At 61.4% G+C, this 502-nt stretch carries 1 pseudogene; it reads right to left on the bottom strand.

Features of this window, described 5'->3' with window-relative positions:
• Nucleotides 1–423, bottom strand: a pseudogene (locus QCE79_RS39530) (hypothetical protein); the annotation flags it as partial.
• Between the last annotated feature and the right edge of the window lie 79 nt (nucleotides 424–502).

Here is a 502-nt window from a genome sequence, read left to right as displayed (position 1 = left end):
GGCCAGCACCATGAGCGAACCCATGAAGTTTTTCCAGCTGCCCTGCATCGCCTCGTGACCCAGCACAAAGAGCTCGCGTCGAGCCGCTACCGAGCCTGCGCCTAAGTGATGCATCGCTTTGGACGCCGCCTCGGCTTTTGCAATCAAAGGCTCCGCAGACTCGGCAATGCCGAGATTTGCCGCTCTCAATCGCATCAGATCAAAGCGCGTCTTACCTGCTGTATCCGCAACCTTCTCGAATCCCCTCACAGCAGCGCTTACCTGCCGTGCCGTCGCGGCACTGCCCGACCTCGCCGCTTCCTCAAGCGCGCGGGCCGTAATAGCGCTGCTTGCCGCCATCTGCTGCTGAGACGCCTCATACTTGCTCGCGCTCGCTTGCTGATGCGCCACGAACCCGTTCGCAGCTCGCTTGGTGCGCTCCATGCCCGCTTCGAAACCACTCGCATCGACACTGACACGCGTGACCACTTCATTTGTCACAGCCGGCCTCCCTTAGCTTCCG

The organism is Caballeronia sp. LZ003 (genome assembly GCF_031451465.1).
Lineage (GTDB): Bacteria > Pseudomonadota > Gammaproteobacteria > Burkholderiales > Burkholderiaceae > Caballeronia.
Note: the sequence above shows the minus strand (reverse complement) of the source record. Positions and strands in the feature narration are given on the sequence as shown.